The 17268-nt window shown below is 54.0% G+C and carries 11 protein-coding genes and 2 pseudogenes; 8 read left to right on the top strand and 5 right to left on the bottom strand.

Annotation, left to right across the window (positions count from 1 at the left end; genetic code table 11):
* Positions 1 to 237: 237 nt before the first annotated feature.
* The 5 genes and pseudogenes from AC0LWT_RS14620 to AC0LWT_RS14600 form a co-directional block, all read right to left on the bottom strand.
* Positions 238 to 701, bottom strand: a pseudogene (locus AC0LWT_RS14620) (helix-turn-helix domain-containing protein); the annotation flags it as partial.
* A gap of 3 nt (positions 702 to 704) precedes the next feature.
* Positions 705 to 932: pseudogene (locus AC0LWT_RS14615) on the bottom strand (helix-turn-helix domain-containing protein); the annotation flags it as partial.
* Positions 933 to 1858: 926 nt separating this feature from the next.
* On the bottom strand, positions 1859 to 2737 hold the full coding sequence (locus AC0LWT_RS14610) for an SDR family NAD(P)-dependent oxidoreductase (RefSeq protein WP_474681989.1): 879 nt from the start codon (positions 2735 to 2737) through the stop codon (positions 1859 to 1861).
* 272 nt (positions 2738 to 3009) lie between these two features.
* A complete protein-coding gene (locus AC0LWT_RS14605; protein ID WP_474681988.1) occupies positions 3010 to 3966 on the bottom strand; it encodes a helix-turn-helix transcriptional regulator in 957 nt (318 codons plus the stop codon).
* A gap of 16 nt (positions 3967 to 3982) precedes the next feature.
* Positions 3983 to 4882 carry a LysR family transcriptional regulator gene (locus tag AC0LWT_RS14600; protein WP_474681987.1) on the bottom strand — a complete coding sequence of 300 codons (900 nt, stop codon included), beginning with the start codon at positions 4880 to 4882 and terminating at the stop codon, positions 3983 to 3985.
* Positions 4883 to 5049: 167 nt separating this feature from the next.
* Here AC0LWT_RS14600 and leuC point away from each other — a divergent pair, with 167 nt between their 5' ends.
* The 8 genes from leuC to AC0LWT_RS14560 all read left to right on the top strand — a co-directional run bounded on the left by leuC (position 5050) and on the right by AC0LWT_RS14560 (position 17170).
* Positions 5050 to 6471: a 3-isopropylmalate dehydratase large subunit gene (leuC, locus tag AC0LWT_RS14595; RefSeq protein WP_474681986.1), complete on the top strand. Its 1422-nt coding sequence runs from the start codon at positions 5050 to 5052 to the stop codon at positions 6469 to 6471.
* A 35-nt stretch (positions 6472 to 6506) separates the two neighbouring features.
* Complete coding sequence (leuD, locus tag AC0LWT_RS14590; protein WP_474681985.1) at positions 6507 to 7112, top strand: 3-isopropylmalate dehydratase small subunit; 606 nt, start codon at positions 6507 to 6509, stop codon at positions 7110 to 7112.
* Positions 7113 to 7380: 268 nt separating this feature from the next.
* The gene (locus AC0LWT_RS14585; protein WP_474681984.1) at positions 7381 to 8850 is read left to right on the top strand and encodes an N-acetylmuramoyl-L-alanine amidase family protein; all 1470 of its coding nucleotides are present in this window, start codon (positions 7381 to 7383) and stop codon (positions 8848 to 8850) included.
* A 12-nt stretch (positions 8851 to 8862) separates the two neighbouring features.
* Positions 8863 to 9441: a GerMN domain-containing protein gene (locus tag AC0LWT_RS14580; protein ID WP_474681983.1), complete on the top strand. Its 579-nt coding sequence runs from the start codon at positions 8863 to 8865 to the stop codon at positions 9439 to 9441.
* A gap of 29 nt (positions 9442 to 9470) precedes the next feature.
* Complete coding sequence (locus tag AC0LWT_RS14575) at positions 9471 to 12200, top strand: S-layer homology domain-containing protein (protein WP_474681982.1); 2730 nt, start codon at positions 9471 to 9473, stop codon at positions 12198 to 12200.
* A gap of 194 nt (positions 12201 to 12394) precedes the next feature.
* Positions 12395 to 13066 carry an endonuclease III gene (nth, locus tag AC0LWT_RS14570; protein ID WP_474681981.1) on the top strand — a complete coding sequence of 224 codons (672 nt, stop codon included), beginning with the start codon at positions 12395 to 12397 and terminating at the stop codon, positions 13064 to 13066.
* Between the two features lie 25 nt (positions 13067 to 13091).
* The gene (locus AC0LWT_RS14565; RefSeq protein ID WP_474681980.1) at positions 13092 to 13367 is read left to right on the top strand and encodes an NAD/NADP transhydrogenase alpha subunit; all 276 of its coding nucleotides are present in this window, start codon (positions 13092 to 13094) and stop codon (positions 13365 to 13367) included.
* 116 nt (positions 13368 to 13483) lie between these two features.
* A complete protein-coding gene (locus AC0LWT_RS14560; RefSeq protein WP_474681979.1) occupies positions 13484 to 17170 on the top strand; it encodes a dynamin family protein in 3687 nt (1228 codons plus the stop codon).
* Positions 17171 to 17268 lie beyond the last annotated feature (98 nt).

Genomic DNA, 17268 nt, shown 5'->3' with positions numbered 1-17268 from the left:
CAACTCTCGAACCTGCTCCGCCCAGTCGATTCGGGCTCGTTGCTTCCGTACCTCTACATGCCGCCAGCCCGCTAACGGCTCCGTAAAGATGAAAATGCTGCATGTTCCGTTTCGCTCGTATTCGCTGTCTTCCCTGAGTGGTTTGGCGGGTTTCATGGGAATTGGCTCCCGGACTTCATCGAGAAGTTGAAATGGTTTTTCGTCCATGCAAATGACGGGGCAATTGGCATTGTAANAGATGAAAATGCTGCATGTTCCGTTTCGCTCGTATTCGCTGTCTTCCCTGAGTGGTTTGGCGGGTTTCATGGGAATTGGCTCCCGGACTTCATCGAGAAGTTGAAATGGTTTTTCGTCCATGCAAATGACGGGGCAATTGGCATTGTAAGGTTCATGATACACGTCCAGCACATCTTCCATCGCCGCTACGAACGCCGCGTTTTGCTCGGGCGGGATGCACCAACATTTCTTGAGGTGAGGCTTAAGTTCGCTTTTTTTAGAATACGATCTACCGTGTCGTACGAGATGCTATCGATATACTGTAGTTCGACCGCTCGATCAGCAAGCAAACGCAGCGTCCAACGACTCCTTCCCGCAGGGGGTTCACTGCAACACAAAGCAATGATCTTCGCTTCCAACTCCCCGGTCACCTTCGGCGGATTGGGAGGAGTGGTCCGCTTCTTTCTTTCCAGGGAGGCTTGCAACCCTCGCTGCGCAAAGGCCTTACGAACCAGGTGGACGGTGTTGGTGTGAATGTGGAGCTGTTTGGCAATTTCGGCATCCGTAAGTTTGCCCTCCGGGCGATTTTCGTCCACGCCGAGCAGGATTTGCGCACGTCTGATCGAACGGGCGGTTGCCTTTCCTTTGGAGCAGATAGCATGCAGCTTCTTTTGTTCATCAGGAGTTAATTGGACGGCATACTCTCGTTTTTTCATAGTCGATTCCTCTTTTTTCTTCGACTATATCATAATTTCCACATATTTACTATTTTAAATCTGATGCTGTACTAGTCTCACTAATTATAAATAATTATTAGTTAAATCATAAAAATTTTTGATATATCGTATGCGTGTAAGTGCAAAATGGTTTACGTTTGCGGGAAATTTATGATGATGCGGAGGAGAAGCCAGGTTGCCGTTCCACGGCAAGTGGCGGCAAGCAAGTTGGTCCGGTAGGCCGCCGGACCGACGGTCCGCCAGACCGAACTGCCCAATCCAGACCGTCTGTCCGCCGAGGTGAAGCCCGAAAAAAACGCTGGCTACTGGTCCGACCGCCAGACCAAGCCGTCGATCCGTTCAGCCAGGCCGAACTGCTCGAGCCCAATTGCCGGCTTCGGTTCAAACTACCGCGCAAAGGTTCACCCTCTGCCACTTAACTGCTCATTGAGGCAGAATAGTATAACAAACTATCGCGTGCTGAAGACATGTGGATGCGAGACTGCCGATAAACTTGCCCGATAAAGCAGCACATCTACTTGGTGCGCGGAGAAAACCTGCAAAAGTACATCTTTTTGCTCGTTAATATGCTAGCAACGCAAAATTCCTGCAAATCTGCAGTAATTTCTGCTCCACGCGGACGTTGAACACACTTTCATCGAAAATTCCTGCACAATTGCAGGCTTTTCGCCAAAACGAGCTACTTTCGTGGAAAAAGCCTGCACTTTCGCAGGTTTTTTGCCAAATGGGCTACAATCAAACAAAAGCCTGCACTTTTCCGACCACCGTCATGCAACACAACACCGACCGACGTCACGCAGCGGAACACCGCGCGCTGAGAGCCGCACGCGTTCGTAGGCTCTCCTGGCCGGGCAGCTACGGCAGCGCAAAAAAACGGGAGGACTCATGTCCACCCGTCAATCAAATTACACGCGGAACGGCGGAATTTGTGTGCCGTCGATATCCGTGAAGCCGTACTCCGCGGCGAGGTTTCCGACTTCCACAAGCTGGCCCGACTTGCTCATCACATCGGGGTCGGCGGCCAATGCGGCGACCGCCCGGCCGATGTAGGCGACCGATTCGGTCTGCCGCAGCGCTTCGATGCGCGTGAAATCGGCATCGTCTTGCTCGATGCCGTAATGACGGCATACGTCCTCCGTTCGCATCCAGCCGGGAGCCAGGGCCAGCGCGGCGATTCCGGTTTCGTTCGCCTGCAAATTGAGCGCCATGCCGCGGGTCATGTTGGTGACAGCCCGTTTGACCGTGTCATAAAACACGTTAACCGGGTAATTGCCTCCGATGTCCGGGTACACGCCGGTATTGATGATCAAGCCGCTCTTCCGCGGGAGCAGGAGGGACATGGCTAAGCGGCTCGAAACCATCTGCGCCCGCAGCCCGGCGTCGAACATTTTGTCCCAGCGGACCATCGGCTGCTCCCAGAAGGGAGCGAGGAAGTCGACGTCATCGTAGCCCTCGTAACCGCCCCAGGCGTTGTTGACGACAAGGTCGAGCCGTCCATGCTGCTCCCGCTTGATCTGTTCGTACAAGGCGGCGACCTCGCCATCCTCCGTATGATCACAGCGGACGGGGATGCCCAGACCGCCCCGGCGCGTGACTTCATCCGCCGTATCCTCGATCGTGCCCGGCAAGTCCTCTCTCGCAGTTTTTGCGCGCGTGCTTCGTCCTGTCACGTAGACGGTGGCTCCGGCTTCGCCAAGCACGAGAGCGATCCCTTTTCCCGCTCCGCGGCTGGACCCCGTAACGAGGGCTATTTTTCCTTTTAACGTACCGACATGTTTGCTCATTCGAATGCTGCCTCCTTTAAAATTGAGTACAGCTCGATCATACAACGAATCATTGACAACTCTTGTCATACTATTTCAAACGATCGTCTCACCACGATTGAGCAGTCAGGGCATGCGGATGAGCCACCCGGGGGGGGACGGTTGAGCAGTTCGGGGTACGCGGATAAGTCACTCGAGCTATTGTTGAGCAGTTCGGAGGGACGCGGTTGAGTCGCTTGGTGCACGGGTGAGCAGTTTGGGGGACGAGCGGCTCATCCATGCACCCGAACTGCTCATCCGTATGCATCGTAGAGCGCTCGGACCTGCTGGCGGATCCAATGCGCCATTTCCGCGGGTTCCAGCACAACGGCATCCGCGCCGAAGCCGAGAAAATAACCGGCGAAAAATTCGATGTTTTCCCGGTGAATCTCGGCTGTGAGCAGCCCGCCGCCGCCTTCAGCCGGCTCGATTACACCGCCGAAAGCGCGGCTCCGCTCGTAGGCGCGGACGCCGCCGCGCGTCAGTTTCACCTTCAGGGCGACCTTTTGCCGCTCACCGTCGGGCTCCGCCGCGAGCCAATCGGCGATCGTGTACGTTCGCAATCGTTCTGGCAGCGGGTAAGGCGGTTCGGCGCACGGCACCAGCGACAAAATCCGGTCGGCGCGAAACAGCAGCAGGGCGTCTTTTTGAAAACAGTATGCCGGGAAGTACCAAAATCCGTTATGCGAATAAATGCCGATCGGCATCAGGGTCCGTTCGGAAGGGCCGTTCTTGGAGTCGTACGCGATTTGCAGCGGCTGCTGTCCGATAGCGGCTTCCAAAATTTGCTCCAGGTAAGGGGAGCTTTGCGTGCGTGTCGGCGACCAGAAGGAGACTCTGCTTTTCATCGATTGGATGCGGGTTTTGGCGTCTTCCGGCAAGTAATGATAAAACTTGTTCAGCGCGGACAGCGACTCGGCCTCGAAAGGCAGGGTCCCGTAATACTGCAGCGACTGGAAAGCGAAAAACATCGCCACGGCTTCCTGCTCCGAGAACAAAATCGGCGGCAGCATCCGCTTTTTCAGCAGACGGTATCCGCCGTGCGGTCCGAACTCGGTGTAGAGCGGCATGCCGAGCCCGCTTAATTCCTGCAAATCTCGGTGCATCGTTCTTTCGGAAACCCCGAACTGCTCGGCCATGTCTTTGACCGTAAACTGCATCCGTTCGTTGACCGCCATCATCAGCTCGATGAGGCGCTGCGTTTTTTTCACAGGCTACCGCCTCCTTTTACCTGGACATGATGCCGCTCATGACGTCTTTCATGGTCGCCACAAAAGCTTCGGCCGCCTTTGAAATGTATCTTCCCTTGCGGTAGGCGATAACGAGCGTCCGCGTCGGACGGCCGAGCAGCGGCAGGTGCACAGGGGCCAGCTCGCCGAAGCTTCTGCGCGAGATCAAATAAGGGACGAAGGCGATGCCCATGCCTGCGGCGACCAGTGATTGCACGGTTTCCATGTTGCTCGATTCAAACACGATGTTCGGCGCGATGCCGGCATTTTGGCACAAATCAAGCGTAAGCTTGCGGAAGCCTTGGCCTTTTTTCAAGGCGATGAAAGCTTCCTTCTCCAGCTCGCGGATTTCGACCGGTTCCCGCCTCAGGGCGAGCGGGTGTTTCGGCGGTACGGCGAGGACGATTTCTTCCTCCAGCAGCGTCTCGTACACGAGCGAGTCTTCGCGGAGCGGCAGCGAGAGGAGGCTGATGTCGGTTTGGCCGTTCGAGGTGAGCGTCTCCAGGTTGAAGGACGTCTCCTCAACGAGCGAAATTTCGATATCCGGATACGCGGCCTGGAACGCGGGGACGACAAACGGCAGGATGGTGGAGCCGGTAATCGCCATGCTGCCGACGACGAGGCGGCCTTTTTTCATTTGCGAAATGTCTTCCATCTCTTTTTTCAGCTGCTCGACCATGTCGAGAATTTTTTGCGATTTTTCTACAAAAAGCGAGCCGGCATGCGTCAGCTCAACCGAGTTCGTGCTGCGCTGAAACAGCAGGACGCCGATTTCTTTTTCCAGCTTGGACAGCTGTTGGCTGAGTGAGGGCTGGGCGATGTGCAGCTTCTCCGCAGCGCGGGAAAAGTTGCGTTCCGCCGCGATTTGTATAGCATATTGCAGCTGGCGTAGTTCCATATGGTCAGCATCTCCTTTTGTGCCTGCCGGCTGGTTGGTTTATTGTTATTTCCTATCAACTTTATAGTTATTATATCTTGGCGTAATAATAAATAAAATGTTAAGATACGACATGAGGGCAATACTTTTTATTTTAGAGCGGATTTTATAACAAGAGGTGACTGGGTATGAGTAAAAAAACGATGTTCGAAAAGATTTGGGACAACCACGTTATTCATTCGGAAGAAGGCAAACCTAGCATTTTGTATATCGACCTGCAGCTGGTGCACGAGGTAACTTCGCCACAGGCGTTCGAAGGCCTCAGATTGTCGGGCCGCAAAGTGCGCAGACCCGATTTGACTTTTGCGACGATGGATCATAACGTTCCGACGAAAGACCGCTTCAACATTACGGATCCGATTTCCAAGCAGCAAATCGATACGCTTTCCCAAAACTGCCGCGATTTCGGCGTGACGCTGTTCGACCTGGACAGCATCGACCAAGGCGTCGTGCACGTTATGGGTCCTGAGCTTGGCCTTACGCATCCGGGCAAAACTATCGTTTGCGGCGATAGCCATACTTCCACGCACGGCGCGTTCGGCGCACTTGCTTTCGGCATCGGCACAAGCGAAGTGGAGCACGTGCTCGCTACGCAAACTTTGCAGCAATCCAAAGCCAAAACGCTCGAAGTGCGCATCAACGGCAGCCTGAAGCCGGGCGTAACGGCGAAAGATTTGATCCTCGGCGTTATCGCGAAATACGGCACGGATTTTGCTACCGGCTACGTGATCGAGTACACCGGCGAATCGATCCGCGGCCTTTCGATGGAAGAGCGCATGACTGTGTGCAACATGTCCATTGAAGCGGGCGCAAGAGCTGGCCTGATCGCTCCTGACGAAACGACTTTCAACTACTTGCGCGGACGCGAATATGTGCCTCAAGGCGCTGCATTCGATGCTGCCGTAGCCGAGTGGAAGCAGCTTGTTACGGACGAAGGTGCGACTTACGACCGCGTTGTCGAATTCGACGCGGATTCCCTGATCCCGCAAGTGACCTGGGGCACAAGCCCTGGCATGGGCACGAGCGTCACTTCTCTTGTTCCGGATCCGCAAAGCTTCGCAACCGAAAATGAACGCAAAGCGGCTGAAAAAGCGCTTGAATATATGGACTTGGCGCCTGGTACTCCAATGACGGAGCTGAAAGTGGACTATGTCTTCATCGGTTCCTGCACGAACGGCCGGATCGAAGACCTTCGCGCCGCGGCGGCTATCGCGAACGGCTACAAAGTGGATCCGAGCGTAACGGCAATCGTCGTTCCGGGTTCCGGCCGCGTGAAAATCCAGGCGGAAAAAGAAGGCCTGGACAAAATCTTCTCCGAAGCAGGCTTCGAATGGCGCGATGCCGGCTGCAGCATGTGTCTGGCGATGAATCCGGACGTTCTGCAACCGGGACAACGCTGCGCATCCACGTCCAACCGTAACTTCGAAGGACGTCAGGGACGCGGCGGACGCACGCATCTCGTATCTCCGGCAATGGCTGCGGCTGCAGCGATTCAAGGACATTTCGTCGATGTGCGCGACTGGGAAATCAAAGCCTACCAGCAAGCCTAATTTGTTGAAATCAAGTTTCGGAGGAGAATGAGACTATGGAAGCTTTTACAAAACATACGGGCCTTGTCGGTCCGGTTGACCGTGTGAATGTAGATACAGACGCAATTATCCCTAAACAATTTTTGAAACGCATCGAGCGTTCCGGTTTCGGACAATTCCTTTTCTTCGAATGGAGATGGGATGAAAAAGGGAACGTTATCGAGAGCTTCCCGCTGAATCAGGACCGCTATCAAGGAGCGTCCGTGCTCATTTCCAGAGCGAACTTCGGCTGCGGCTCTTCCCGCGAGCACGCGCCTTGGGCGATCCAGGATTTCGGCTTCCGCGTCATTGTCGCTCCGTCTTATGCGGATATTTTTTACAACAACTGCTTCAAAAACGGCATTTTGCCGATCAAGCTGTCCGAAGAGCAGGTGGAAGACCTGTTCCAGCGCACGGCGAAGCATGACGGTTACAAGCTGCATGTCGATCTCGAAAACAACAAGCTGACCGACGAATACGGCCTCAGCATCGGCTTCGAGCTTGACGAGCACCGCCGCCAGTTCCTGCTGCAAGGTCTGGACGACATCGGTCTGACGCTTCAGCATGCGGACAAAATCACCGCCTATGAAGAAGCTCACCAAGCGCGTCTGGCTTATAAATAATAACTGCCCGTAATGCAAGAAGCTTCCGGTTTCCGGAGGCTTCTTTTTTTGCGATCTTTGCAACTTTTGGCAGGTTTTCGCGTCTAATAGGTTACTAGTTTGTCGTAAGGTGGTGGATTTGCTGTCAGCTGTAATCGTAATTTGTACTATTGAAATGGTTCGTGTATAAACGTTGCAGATTGCTATTTGTGGAACTATGCCCAATTCCGACATTACATAGAGGTGAATGATGAAATATCCTGTAGTTTTAGCGAGTATGTGCTTAGCTATGTTGTTGGCGCCGGGCGCCGCATTCGGGGCTGAGACCGAGAAGCCGATCAAGTTGTATATGAACGAAAAGCTGCTTGTCACAGACGAAGTTGCGCCAAAAATTGTAAACGGCAACACAATTGTGCCCGTTCGCGTCATTGTCGAAGAAATCGGGGCGAAAATCAGTTGGGATGAAGCTGCGCGAAAAGTGACGATCGTGAAAGACGACGTAAACATCCAGCTCGTCATCGACAGCAAAGTCGCTGCGATCCAAGGGAAACAGACAAAGATGGAAGTCGCTCCCGTCATTGTGAACGGCAATACGATGCTGCCGCTCCGTTTTGTAGGCGAGCTGATGGGCGTGAAATTCAACTGGGATCAGCCGACTTCCTCCGTACATATGTTCAAAGAAGCCGATGTGCCTTCCAAGCCTGTGACGGGCCCCGTCGCGGAGGGGGACAATTCCGGGACGGGAACCGTCAAACCGGGGGCGCCGGCTGTAAATGAGAAGCCTTCGAGCGGAACGGGCACTCCGGCGCCTACGCCAAAGCCGCCTGCTGCGAATGGCGGAACAGGCACCGATACTGCGGCGGGCTCGAAGCCGGCCGACGCGAACGCGCATTTGCTGACGTCCATCGAGCTGACCGATAAGGAACTGATCGTCAAGGCCAAAGACGGCACGCTCGTCCCTACGAGGCTCAAACTATCCGGCCCGAACAGGATCGTGTTCGATTTTCCGAATATGGTTCTGGACGACAATCTCGCCAAAAAGCTGGTGAACAACATCGGCGAACTCGATTCCAAGCATCCTTTGGTGCAGAAGGTTCGCTTTTCCAACTTTTCCGACAATCCGAGCACGGTCAGGGTCATTCTCGATCTCAAAGGCGCCGTCGATTACCGGATTCAGACTTCCAAGAAGCCTAACGAATGGTCGGCTTCGATTGAGGAGCACCACATCCGCGTTGTCATTGACGCCGGACATGGCGCCAAAGATCCGGGCGCTCTTTCGCTGAACGGGAGGAAGGAGAAGGATTTTACGCTTGCGATGGCGAAGAAAGTATCAGTCCTTCTTGCCAAGGAGAAGCAAATTGAAGTGTTAATGACGCGAAGCGACGACACTTTTGTCGAGCTGGACGATCGGGTTGCCTTTGCCAACGACAATCAAGTCGACGTCTTTTTATCGATTCATGGCAACAAGGCTAACAAAGCCGACATTAGCGGAACCGAAACTTATTATTACAATCCTGAAAGCTTGCCTTTTGCCAATGTCATTCACAAATACGTTTCCGACGCTACCGGATTGCCCGACCGCGGGGTTCGGATAGGCGATTTCAGGGTCGTGCACAAGACGACGATGCCCGCCGTTCTCGTAGAGGTGGGGTATTTATCGAACAAAGGCGATGAAGCCGCCATGTACTCGGAAGCTTTTCAGGATCAAGTAGCTGCCTCCTTAGTGTCCGCCATCAAAGAATACTTGAACGTCAAATAAGGAGTGAGTGAGATGACTAGAATAAGCCGCGTGATTCAAGGAGCGCTTCTAGTAAGCGCAATCGCTTTAACGGTAACCGCATGCGGGCAAAAGGCTGCGCTAAACGGCAGCGCGCCGTCACAGACGCCGCAGCCGACCCAGCAGGCGCAAGCGACTCAAAGTCCGCAGCCGACGGCTACTCCCGAGGTTTTGAAGCAAAAGAAAATCAAGGCTTACTACACCGATGAGAACGAAATAAAGCTCGTTGAAAAGGATGTCACCGTTTCTTACAAGAAAGACGAAGACATATATGCGGCCGCTTTGAAAGTTTTGACCGCGAATGACGATCCCAAGGCGGTGTCCTTATTTGACGATGTGACATTCCAGAGCGTTGCTTTCGATAAGGAAAAAGGCGCTCTTAAGATCGATCTGAAAATGGGCCCGAACAGCCAGTTAGGCGCACCGGGTGAAGATTTGTTTTTGCAGGCGCTGAAAAAAACGGCATTTCAATTTGCGGAAGTCAAAGATATCTACGTACTGAAAGACGGCAAGCAGGTGGAAAGTTTGATGGGGCATATGGATTTGCCGTATCCGATCAAACGGCCTAATTAAATGAACATGCAGAGGAGTTTTTACAAACGATGAAAAAACAGAAATTAGCGAACGCGCTGCTCAGCTCTTTGATCATAACGAGCCTTGCAGGGACTCCGGCCGTTTGGGCGGCGGAATCGACGGGCACAACCTCTACAGGAACGGCAAGCAATGTGAAATCGTCTTTCCCGGACGTAGGCGCGGATTACTGGGGGATCAGGCACATTTCCAAGCTTGCTCTGGAAGGGATCATCGAAGGCTATGAGGATGGCGCATACCGTGCGGAGAACTCCGTCTCCCAGCAGGATGTGCTGATCATGGCAACGAGAATGATGGGCCTTGAAAGCGACGCGAAATCGATGACATCCGCAACCGTCTTCCCGGACTTCATACAGGTGGACGACTATGCCCGCAATTATGTGGCGCTGGCGCTGCAAAAAGGGCTGATTACGAACGAGGAAGAAAAAACAAGGGCGCAGGGCGATAAGTCCAAAGATAAATGGGGCCAGCGCAAAGCGACGAGAGAATGGGTGGCGGAAGTTGTCATCCGCGCTATCGGCAAGCAGTCGACTGCGCAAAGCATGGCTTCCCAGGCGACTTCGTTTAAGGATAACAACGATATCAGCTATTCGGTGCTCGGTTACGTGAATGCCGCCGTATCGCTGCAAATCGTCAACGGCTTCGAGGACGGAACTTTCCAGCCTAAAGGAGCCGTCACACGGGCTCAAATGGCCGCTTTTCTCAGCCGGTCCCAGAAGGATTTGACTACGCTGCCGCAGCGCGCGGTCCGGGGCTATTTGACGAGCCTGACGAGCGGCACCATCTCGATCAGCGATAGCGACGGCAATACGAGCACATATAAACTGGCTCCGAACACCGTATTTTACGGAAACAAAAACGATACGGTCATCGATCCGAAAACGATCGAGGAAACGTACCAGGTTTCCATCGTGCAGGTAGGCGGTACGGCATACTATGTGGAAGTCGTCAAGGACGAACTGCAAATGGACATCTACGACGGCAAGCTGCTGAAATTAAACATTAGCGGCTTGAAGGCTACGCTGGACGATTACGAAAGCTATGAGCTTGCCACCGATGTGGCCGTAACGGACACGAACGGCAAGGGACTCAGCCTTGCTTCCGTCGTCGAGGGCAGCGTTGTCGAACTGAGAAGAAACAGGCTGACCAAGGGCACCAAAATTACGTCGATCATCGTCAAGCAGGTGCCTGTGAACAAAACGGCGCTCGGCGTCATTCAGACGATTAACAAGGATACGCGCCAGTTGGGGCTGCTCGAAAGCACGACAGGGAAGACGGAAGCATTCGGATTTTCCAGCAATTTGATCGTTACGCTGCCGGACAACAGCTTGATCGACATCAATTCGCTGCATGTGGGCGATTCGGTTGAATATACCGTAACGAACAGCGAAGTCGTGAAAATTCTCGTCAAGAAGCAGGCGGATGTGGGCGTCAGCGTCGAAGGAACGCTGAAAGAGCTGAGTGACGACAAATCGTTCCTCACGATTGTCAAACCGAATGGCGGCGCGTTGGCGGCATATGCACTGGGCGATAACGTGCAGGTGCAAATCAACGGCTTGACTACGGCGAGCATTTACGACATTGCACCCGGAGATTCCTTGAAGCTGGACGTGCTGAACAATAAAGTGACTTTGATTACAGTGACAAACCGTTCCATCGAGAACTTATATTTTGCGAAAATTATCAGCTACGAACCTACAAGCAAATTTTTGACGGTTAAAGACAACTCGGGAAATCCGCACGCATACCAGTTGACCGATTCCACGACGATTAAATACGCAGGGACGACGCTGCCTTTCTCAAGCTTCAACACAACGTTCAGTACCGGCAAATACGTCGACCTGCTCGTATCCAAAAACAACGTGACTTCCGTCCAGATGTCGACACAGCTGAACGGCACCTTGACGCAGTTGAATTTGCAGTCCAACGATGTGACGATCAAAACCGACAGCGGGCAAAGCTTGACCTTCAAGCTTACATATGCGCCAACGGTGGAAATTCCTAACAGAGAGACCAGCGCGCTTTCCGATTTGAAAGTCGGGGATAACGTCGGTATCATTTTGAGCTATGACCAAACGATCGTAACGAATATCGTAATCAGCAAAAAAGGGCTGTACAAAGTGGTGTCCACGAACGTCAATAGCAAGCAGTTGACAGTTATGGACGATAATAACACGACTTACACGGTCGGCCTGGACAGCGTTCCGATCATGAAGTCCGATCAGACGGCGGGCGCGATTACGGATATTTTGGCGGATGAGTATGTGAGGCTGACTTACAAGGGCAAATCTGTCGTGAAGGTGGAACTGACCGACACGGTAAGAGGCAAAGTCATCGCTGTCGATCCGACGAGCACGAGCTTGACCGTGCAAGACTTTACCGGCAAAAATCAGGTTGTGAACGCCGGCAGCAACTATGCGGTGAAGCTGAACGGCGGGTCGGTGCTTAACTTTAACTCGATTAAAGTCGGCGACCGGGTCCAGGTCAATAAGGACGCGGCCGACAGAACGATCATTCAAGTGGCTGCAGCGGCCAAGAGAGAGCTTTCCAGCTATAATAACATCGTTAACCAAATGATCTTCAAATCGACGAGCTCGGCAGACAAAACTTCCTACAGCCTGTATCCGAGGGCATATTTCCACAAAGGCGCGAACACCGTAACCGCGGGCTCTTTCAAAGCAGGCGACCAAATTATGATTTATGTGCTGGATGACAAAATTGTCGAGATGGACCAGCAGTAAATTTGAACGAAATGTATTCCGCATCCGTCTGTTTAACAGGAGCTGATCCTGGGACAGACGGTTGTTTTTTCTGCGGACTTTCCTTAAAATCAGATAAGTTTTAAAAAATGTTCTCATTTTAACGCTTTCAAGCATTGATTCTGCAGTCACAATTCGATACACTTGAAAATATTACGCCCCAAGGAATAATAACGATGACTCAAAAGCAGGTAAGACACATTTTAGACACAATCGGCGAAATGTTCCCGGATGCGCATTGCGAGCTGAATCACAGCAATCCGTTCGAGCTGACGATTGCCGTGCTGCTCTCGGCGCAGTGTACCGATGAAACGGTAAATAAGGTTACGGAATCCTTGTTTCAAAAATATAAGCATCCTCGAGATTATTTGGCTGTACCGCTTGAGGAGCTGGAGCAAGATATTCGCAGAATCGGGCTGTTTCGGAATAAGGCAAGCAACATTCAAAAGTTATGCCGACTTGTACTGGACAAGTATGACGGACAAATTCCCGAGAAGCACGAGCAATTGGTCGAGCTGCCCGGCGTAGGCCGCAAAACGGCCAATGTCGTCGTATCGAACGCTTTCGGAGTGCCGGCCATTGCTGTCGACACGCACGTAGAGCGGGTTTCCAAGAGGCTTGGGCTTGCCGGATGGGACGATTCCGTCCTTGAAGTTGAAAAGAAGCTGATGCAGAAAGTTCCCCGCGAGGAATGGACACAGACTCACCACCGTCTCATTTTTTTCGGCAGGTACCATTGCAAGGCGCAAAACCCGCAATGCGGCATTTGCCCGCTGCTGGATCACTGCCGGGAAGGTAAAAAACGTATGAAACCAAGTGTAACTAGGAAAGCTACTAAAAAGAACTGATAAGTAAACAAAGGATGGGATGGAAATGAAATGCATCGCCGTATACACCAATAGTTTTGAATTGTTTTCCGATATTTATGAAGAAGTGATCAAAACGCCGTTGCAAGAAAACGAAGAAAAGATCATTGAAGGCGTAACCGTCAGCGAATCCGGTGAAGTTCCTCAAAACTACATAGACAAAATGAAAACGAAGCCCGAAGTTGTCGTGATGAAAGTAAAAGATTCCGACATTACGATTTTGCAGCATCGCGACGTGTTCGAAATTTTCCTGCCGGAAACTGAAAAAGCGGCCATTTCTTAAATCTCCCTTGCGGAGATTTTTTTGCTTAAATTGACTAAATCCGACCGGGGCATTACACTTAAAACCGAAGTGAATCCATCGGTGCTTTTTGTACGTGAGTCAGGAGAGAATAGATCATGAATCAGTTGGCAGAACCCGGCATTGCGTCCATACCGGAAGCAATCAAACAGATGCGGGACGCGGTAAAACAAGCCGGAGACGCGGATAACGCGGGGAAGCTGCAGCAGCTTCTCGATAAAATAAGCTCGGAGCGAATGAATATTGCGTTTTGCGGGCATTTTTCGGCGGGGAAATCGACGTTGATCAATCAGCTGTGCGGACACCCGCTGCTGCCTTCCAGCCCGATTCCGACGAGTGCAAATATTGTAAGTATTCGGGACGGCGAGCCGGGGGCGCATGTAACGCATCGTCACAAAAGCGAAGACCGCAGCGCTGTCGTTATTCCGCTCGATGAATTGGAAGCGTACTGCGTCAATGGTACGGATATCGAATCCGTGGAAATCACGTATCCGATCGCTTTTCTGGGGAAACATGCGGCGCTGCTCGATACCCCCGGGATCGATTCTACGGATGACGCGCATCATCAGTCGACGGAATCGGCGCTTCATTTGGCCGATGTCGTGTTCTATGTCATGGATTACAACCATGTGCAGTCGGAAGTGAATTTGGCTTTCACGAAGAAGATGAAGGAGTGGGGCAAGCCGCTCTATCTCGTCGTCAATATGATCGACAAGCATAAAGAGCGGGAGCTCCCTTTCGAACAGTATCAGGAGGGAACGAAGCAGGCTTTTTTAAGCTGGGGCATCGAGCCGGACGGCCTGCTGTATGTCACGATGAAGGAGCCGGGCCATCCGCATAACGAATATGCGAAACTGCGATGGCTCCTGCAAGGTTTGATCGAGCGCGGTGAGCTGCTGCGCAGCTGCAGCATCGACGCATCCGCGCGCTATTTGGCGGCCGAGCACGGCAGCTGGGTGGCGGAGCGGAATGAGCCGCTGAAGGCGGAGCTCATCGAAGCGATCCGCCAGGATGGCGACGTGGAGGAAGTGCGGCAGCTCGCGGAGGCGAAGCGGCGCGAGCTGGAGGAGGCGCAGGCGCTGCCGGAAACGTTAACGGCGGCGCTGCGCAAAGAGCTTGGCGTGATCATCGAGAACGCCAACATTACACCGGCCTTGACCCGGGATAAGGCTCACGCGTATTTGGAGAGCCGCAAGCCGGGGTTCAAGGTAGGCTTTTTCTCGCGGGCAGCGCAGACGGCCGCGGAGACGGAGAAACGGCTGCAGGCGTTTCAGGAGGATTTGGCCGAGCAGGTGGAAGCCCAGCTCGATTGGCATCTCCGGGACGCCTTGAAGAAGGCGGCCGAGCGGCAGGGGCTTCACAGCCAGGCGCTGGCCGCGGACATCGAAGCCCTGAAAGCGGACGTCTCGCCGGCATGGCTGGCGGGGCAGGTGAACCCTGGCGCCGTGTTCGGCGGCGAATACACGCTCAACTTCATGAAGCAGGTCGGCGGCGACATCAAGCAGCAGTACCGCAAACAGGCGTTTGCGCTGATCGACCGGCTCGCGCTGGCCGTCCGCGAGCGCACGTCGCAAGCGGCTGCGACGCTTGCCGAAGAGCTGGCGGCGCTGGGCGAACGCCTCGGCGCCTACAGCGAGCTGCAGCGGCTCGAGGCCGTCGAGGCCGCTGCGCAGGCGGAACTGCTGCAAATGGCCGGCTGGCGGAAGCATGTTCCGCCGGCGCTGCCGGATTTGCAGCAGTTCCGAGCCATGGAGGAGCCGGCAGCCGCCCCGCAGAGCGGGGGGCTGCACACGACCTCCATGGGCGCGATCCTGCAGGCTGCCGCCACGGCGGCGGCAGTCTCGGCTCCGGCGGCAGCACCTGAGGATGCTGCGGCTGCGCCTTCCGTGTTCCCCGCAGGCGAACACGGGGGGCGCATGGAGCGCAAGGCCGCCGCGCTGCAGACGGCCTCCGGCCTCATCGACGGGCTGCCGTCGATGAAGTCGCTCGCGCGCGCCATGCGCGAGAAAGCGGAACGTCTGCGCGAGCGGACGTTCACGATTGCGCTGTTCGGCGCATTCAGCGCCGGCAAGTCCTCGTTCGCCAATGCGCTCATTGGCGAACGCGTCCTGCCGGTGTCGCCGAACCCGACGACGGCGGCGATCAACCGCATCCTGCCGCCGCAGGAAGGCTGGCCGCACGGTACGGCCAAGGTCAGGATGAAGTCGGCCGACGCCATCCTCCAGGACGTCTTGTACTCGCTGGAGCTGCTCGGCGTCCAGGCGTCCGATATGGCCTCGGCTCTCGCGCGCATCGGCGGGTTGACGCCCGCCGACGTAACGCCCAAGGGCAAGCCGCACTATTCCTTCCTCAAAGCCGTCGAGAAAGGATGGACGGCAGCCAAAGACCATCTGGGCGCTGAGCTGCGGATTACGAAAGACGAGTTTCCCGGTTATGTCGCCGATGAATCGAAATCGTGCTTTGTGGAATTTATCGAATTATTTTATTCCAACCCGCTGACTGACCAAGGCATTATTTTCGTTGATACGCCTGGCGCGGATTCGATCAATGCGCGGCATACGGGAGTAGCTTTTAACTATATCAAAAATGCGGACGCGATTCTTTTCGTCACTTATTATAACCACGCTTTTTCCCAAGCGGACCGCGAATTTCTGCTGCAGTTGGGGCGCGTCAAAGACAGCTTTGAAATGGATAAAATGTTTTTTATCGTCAACGCCGCCGACCTTGCGGCAAGCGAGGAGGAGCTGGACGGCGTAGTCAAGCACGTGGAGACGAATTTGCTCCGGCACGGCATCCGCAATCCGCGCATTTATCCGATTTCAAGCTATTTGGCCGCCGAGGGCAAAGTAGCGGGAGATTCCGCGCTTGTCGCCCAATCCGGCATTCGTCCGTTCGAGAACGATTTCCTGCAGTTTACGTTGGGCGAATTGAGCGACGTTGCCATTCATTCGGCTAACCTTGAGCTGGAACGTGCGGTTCAAACGATGCAGCAATGGCTGGAAAGCGCCAAATCCGGGGAGGAACAGCGCAAACGGCAAATCGACAAGCTCCAGCAGGCCGAGCAAGCGGGAGTCAAGCTGCTTCGGGAAGCGGATCACGGCGCAGACGTCAAAGAATTGCGCAAAGAAATCCAGGAACTGCTTTACTACGTGAAGCAGAGAACGATGTACCGCTTCGGCGAGCTGTACAATTACGCCTTCAACCCTTCCACGTTCCGCGAGGAAGCGCGCGATCCGAAGCAGGCGCTCCGTTTGGCATGGAACGAGCTGCAGCGGATGATCGTTTTCGATCTGTCCCAGGAAGTGCTGGCTACGACGCTGCGCATCGAGAACGCGATCAATCGCCTGTCCGGCCGCCGCGCGCAGCGCTGGGGAGAGCAGCTTGCCGAGCTCGTGGAAGGCTTCGCAGGCGGCGAGTACGATGCCCGCAAGTTTGACACGCCTTCGGTAACGACGGCTTTTGACGCCAGCGAAGTAACGGATAAGCTGCTGACGGGTTATTTTAAAAACGCCAAGCAGTTTTTTGAAGGCGACGGCAAAAGCAAGCTGAGAGCGGAGCTGGAAAGCCGCGTCAGCGAGCCCGTGTCCGAGCTCATGGAACGGCAAACGTCGGCTCTTGACCAGGCGTATTCCAGACAGTTGGAAGAATGGCTGACAGAGCTGCAAGAGCTGCTGGCCCAACAGCTGAACGAGCACGTTCGAGGGCTTTTGAACGCATTGGAAATGAAAATCGATTTGGACGATTTATTGTCCAGACAACAGCAGCTGAAAAAGCTGATGGATTAAAAAAAGGGCGCTTCCGCACATCACAGCGGCAGCGTCCTTTTAATTTATATGTCGTGATCTTTTTCACAATCCCGAGCATATGATGTTATTTTGGGTGC

This window comes from Paenibacillus sp. sgz302164 (genome assembly GCF_056120505.1).
The sequence above is the reverse complement of the archived record's forward strand: the minus strand, read 5'-3'. Positions and strand labels throughout refer to the sequence as shown.